The organism is Actinosynnema sp. NPDC023658 (genome assembly GCF_040639995.1).
Classification (GTDB): domain Bacteria; phylum Actinomycetota; class Actinomycetes; order Mycobacteriales; family Pseudonocardiaceae; genus Actinosynnema.
This window is the reverse complement of sequence record NZ_JBFAAX010000458.1, coordinates 1-4,679: the sequence shown is the minus strand read 5'-3', so window position 1 is coordinate 4,679 and position 4,679 is coordinate 1. Positions and strand designations below refer to the sequence as shown.

The 4,679-nt window shown below is 73.5% G+C and carries 4 protein-coding genes; 2 read left to right on the top strand and 2 right to left on the bottom strand.

Annotated elements, in window-relative coordinates:
• Positions 1–168: 168 nt before the first annotated feature.
• Both AB0G02_RS28865 and AB0G02_RS28860 read right to left on the bottom strand, forming a co-directional pair.
• On the bottom strand, positions 169–1,170 hold the full coding sequence (locus AB0G02_RS28865; protein WP_360799891.1) for a LacI family DNA-binding transcriptional regulator: 1,002 nt from the start codon (positions 1,168–1,170) through the stop codon (positions 169–171).
• A complete protein-coding gene (locus tag AB0G02_RS28860; protein ID WP_360799888.1) occupies positions 1,167–1,709 on the bottom strand; it encodes an enoyl-CoA hydratase-related protein in 543 nt (180 codons plus the stop codon). Before AB0G02_RS28860 ends, AB0G02_RS28865 begins: the two co-directional genes overlap by 4 nt.
• 81 nt (positions 1,710–1,790) lie before the next feature.
• Between AB0G02_RS28860 and AB0G02_RS28855 the strand changes: the two genes are divergently transcribed.
• Entirely contained in the window at positions 1,791–2,348 is a 558-nt protein-coding gene (locus tag AB0G02_RS28855) for a hypothetical protein (RefSeq protein WP_360799885.1), read from the top strand.
• 158 nt (positions 2,349–2,506) lie between these two features.
• The coding region (locus AB0G02_RS28850) for a type 2 lanthipeptide synthetase LanM family protein (RefSeq protein WP_360799882.1) at positions 2,507–4,679 on the top strand (2,173 nt) is incomplete at its 3' end.

Sequence of the window (4,679 nt, the reverse complement as noted above, 5' to 3'; positions counted from 1 at the left end):
CCCCAGCGCGCGTGTCCTACCTCCACAACGCGCGTGTCCTACGTCAAAGTACCCCGAGTTGAACGCTCAGGACGACCGGCCGGTGTTCTGAGCGTTCAACTCGGGTGTTCCGAACGTAGGACACGGGTGACGCGGAGGTAGGACACGCGCGGTGGGAGGGGTTTCGGGTTAGCGGGGGGCGGGGGCGGTGGAGGAGCGGACCACCAGTTCGGGTTCGAAGAGCAGTTCCTCGTCCGGGACGGGGGTGCCGGCGATCTGGTTCGCCAGGATCTCGACGGCGGCCCGGCCCATGGCCTCGATCGGCTGGCGGACCGTCGTCAGCGGCGGTTCGGTGCACGTCATCAGCGGCGAGTCGTCGTACCCGACGACCGACACGTCGTGCGGCACCTTCAGCCCGTGCCGCCGCACGGCGCGCACCGCGCCCAGCGCCAACGGGTCGGACGCGCACATGATCGCCGTGACGCCCCGGTGCAGCAGGCGGGTGGCCGCCGCCTGCCCGCCTTCCAGCGAGAACATCGCGTGCTCCTCGAACAGCTCCACGCCCGCCGCCTCCGCGCACGACGTCAGCGCGGTGAGCTTGCGCCGCGACGGCATGTGGTCGGACGGCCCGAGCACCGCGCCGATCCGCGCGTGGCCCAACGCCACCAGGTGCCCGAACGCCTGCTCGACCGCCACCGCGTCGTCGCACGACACGCGTGGGAAGCCGAGGTCCTCTATCGCCGCGTTGACCAGCACCGCGGGCAGCTTGCGCCGCGTCATCTGCCGGTAGTGCTCGTGCGACGCGTCGGCCTGCGCGTACTGACCGCCGGCGAACACCACCCCGGACACGTGCTGCTCGAACAGCAGCTCCAGGTAGTCCGCCTCGGTCACGCCGCCGGCCGTGCGGGTGCACAGCACGGGCGTGAAGCCGCGCTGCGCCAGCGCGTTGCCGACCACGTCCGCGAACGCGGGGAAGATCGGGTTCTGCAGCTCCGGCAGCACCAGGCCGACCAGCCGGGCACGTTCGCCGCGCAGCTGCGTCGGCCGCTCGTACCCGAGCACGTCCAGCGCGGTGAGCACCGCCGACCGGGTCGCCTCGGACACGCCGGGCTTGCCGTTGAGGACCCGGCTGACCGTCGCCTCGCTCACGCCGACCTTCGCGGCCACTTCCGCCAACCGCCGTTGCGTCATGGAGCAACTATACGGCAGGATTTACGTCCCGCTTGCGTTGACTTGCACTCGTTTGCGAGTTCGACCGCCGCGCGCAGCAAGGACGCCGATGGCACGACCCGGTCGACGAGCCCGGTCCGCAACGCCTCTTCGGCGGTGACGCGGCGTGCCACCAGCACCTGACCGCCGGACACCCGATCGCACGTCACCCGCCCGAGGCCCCCGTCCGACGCCAGGACCCGCAGGTCGCACCCCATGGCCAGCTCGACCGCCTCGCCGGACGCGTTGCCGTCGATCGCCGCGACCACCGGCACGGGCAGGTCCGCCAACTCGTCGCGCACCCGTCGCACGGACGCCGCGAGCGCCTCCCGCTCGGCCGCCGACCTGCGGACCAGCCGTTTGATGCCCGAAGCCGCCGACGACGACCCCACCATCAGCACGACGGCACCGGCGCCGGCCACCAAGGGCAGCAACGCCCGCACGTCGGGCAGGACGGTGTCCGACGGCTCGTCGATCCGGACGACCGCGATCCCGCCGGAGACATCGAGTGAGACGGCCATGAGGCGGCCATCGTGGCCGAGGGTCGTCCCCGTTGTCATGTTCCGCCCCACCATCGGGTGACGGCGGGGTACAAATCCCCTGTGAAGCGGTGGGTGGTCGCGGCGGTGGCGTTGGCAGGGCTGACCGGGTGCGCGGTGCCGGTGTCGGGTCAGGCGGTGTCCGGCCCGACGGCGTCGTCGTCGGCGGCGGCGGCCGATCCCGAGGTCCTGCGCTGGGTGAACAACTTCTGCGGCGTCGCGAAGTACATGATCGCGTCCGGCGGGGTGACGTTCGACCAGAACCAGACCGACCCGGCGGCCATGCGGAAGTCCATCAGCGACTCCCTGGGCCGCGTGGTCGACGTGCTCAACGTCGTCCTGCACGACCTGGACGAGCTGACACCCGCGCCCGCACCCGCCGCCGACACCGCGGTCGAGATCATCAACGAGCCGCTGACCAGGGCGCGGGACAAGTTCGTCTCGGCCAAGTCGACCGTGGACACCGCGCCGGAGATGACCACGGACGTGATGTCGACCGTCATCCAGGACATGACCGAGGCCGTCACGGTGATGAACGAGGCCGTGGAGAAGATGGGTGTGGTCTCGCTGCCCGACGACTTCCGCGCGGCGGCGGAGCAAGCCGAGAACTGCGACGCCTGAACCGCCCCGGAACCGCTTCGACGATCGGCGGACAAGGCATCGGTGACCTGCGGCGAAGCGCTTTTCCGCAGATGTGCGGTCCCACCTCCGTCCCCGCGCAGAATCTGGGGGCGCTGCCCCCATGTGCGGCACGGCACGCCCGTGACACGTTGTGCGGCGTGTTCCCCTCCGCCGTCGACCGGCCCCCAGCAGCCTGGTGGCTCAGCGGTGTGCGCGGGGACCCCCAGGAGCTGGTCGTCCCCCGTGGACGGCCCTCATGGGCCGCGTTCGTGGAACGCGCCACCACGACCGCGGCCCGTGCAGACTTCGACGCCGGGGCCGATCGCGAGCAGGACCGGCAGCGGGACCGCGACTGGGACGAGGCGTTCGCGACCGTGCTGAGACCTCTGGTCCGCACGGCCCTCGCCCTCGACCCGCGGCTGGACGCCGACTTCGCCCGCGCGCTGGGCGCACGGCTGGTCCGCATCGCGGCACGCACGCTCGTGCTGGAGCTGAACCTCGAACGGATCGGCGGGCGGCTCGCCGGCGACACCCCGCAGGAGCGGTTCGCCCACTTCGTCCGGCACGTCGACCTGTCCGCGCTGTTCGCCCGGTACCCGGTGCTGGCCCGGCTGCTCGGCCAGGCGTGCCTGAACGCCGTCGACGCGCACCGCGAGCTGCTGGACCGGTTCGCGCTGGACCGGCCGGAGGTCGTGCGGACCCTGCTCGACGGCCGCGACCCCGGTGCGCTCACCCACGTCGAGACCGGTCGGGGCGACCCGCACGCGGGCGGCCGGTCGGTGGCCGTGCTGACCTTCGCCGACGGCCGCCGGGTCGTCTACAAGCCCCGGCCGGTGACCCTGCACCAGGCGTTCGCGGACCTGGTGACGTGGTTCGACGGGCACACCGACCTCGGTCTGCGGTTGCCCCGCGCGGTGTCCCGGCCGACCCACGGGTGGCTGGAGTTCGTGGACCACGCGCCGTGCGCGGACCTCACCGAGGTCGGCCGGTTCTACCACCGGCTCGGCGCGCTGATCGCGCTGCTGTACGCCGTGGACGGCACCGACATGCACTACGAGAACCTGGTCGCGGCGGGCGACCAGCCGGTGCTGGTGGACGTCGAGACGCTGTTCCACCCCACGGTCGGCCTGCCGACGGACCCGGCGGTCAAGGCGCTGGCCCGGTCCGTGCACCGCACCGCCGTGCTGCCGATGGTGCTGCTGGGCGAGCACGGCGCGCTGGACGTCGGCGGCACGGGCGGCGACCACGGCGACCAGCTGCCGGCCGACGGCGTGGCGTGGCTGCACGAGGGCACCGACCGGATGCGCCTGGTGCGCAGGCCCGCGCCGATGGCCCCCGCGCACAACCGCCCGGTGCTCGACGGCCGCCAGGCCGAGCCCGCCGACTACCAGGGCGCGCTGCTGGCCGGGTTCGGCGTCGGCTACGACGCGCTGTGCGACCACCGCGCCGAGCTGCTCGGCCCGGACGGGCTGCTGGCCCGGTTCGCGGACCTGCCCGCCCGGTTCGTGCCGCGGATGACCCAGCTCTACGCGACGCTGCTGGAGGAGTCCACGCACCCGGACGCGCTGCGCGGCGCGTCGGCCCGCCAGGACGCCTTGGACCTGCTGTGGGACGGCTCGGCGGACGAGGACCTGCTGCACTCGCTGGTGCCGCACGAGATGACCGACCTGTGGGCGGGCGACGTGCCGCTGTTCACCACGCGGCCGGGCAGCCGGGACGTGTGGACCTCCACCGGCCTGCGGTTGCCGGGCCTGCTGCCGGTGTCCGGGCTGGAGGCGGTCGCGGCCAAGGTCACCGAGCTGGGCGAGGTGGACAAGCACGACCAGCAGTGGCTGGTCAGCGCCGCCCTGGCGAGCAGGCCGCGGCCGGTGGACCACCGCACCGGCGCGGGGGTGCCCGCGCCGCTGGAGGCCGGTGTCCCGGACCCGCAACGGCTGCTGGTCGCCGCGTGCGGCATCGCCGACGAGGTGCTGGCGCACGCCACCGCCGACGCCGGCCGGGTCAACTGGGTCGGACTGGAGCTGGTGGACGACCGGCACTGGGCGGTGGCGCCGATGGGCGCGGGGCTGTCCAACGGCTACACCGGCGTCGCGTTGTTCCTGGCGCAGCTCGGCAGGCTCACCGGCGCGGCCCGCTACACCGAGGCCGCGCGCGAGGCGCTGGCGCCGGTGCCGGCGCTGCTCGCCGCGTTCGCGGAGGACTCCGAGCGGGCGGTCGCCGTGGGCAGCGGCGCGTTCCACGGCCTGGGCGGCATCTGCTACGCCCTGGCCCGCCTGGCGACCCTCTTGGACGACCCGCGGATCACCGGCTGGCTGCGCACCGCCGTGGACG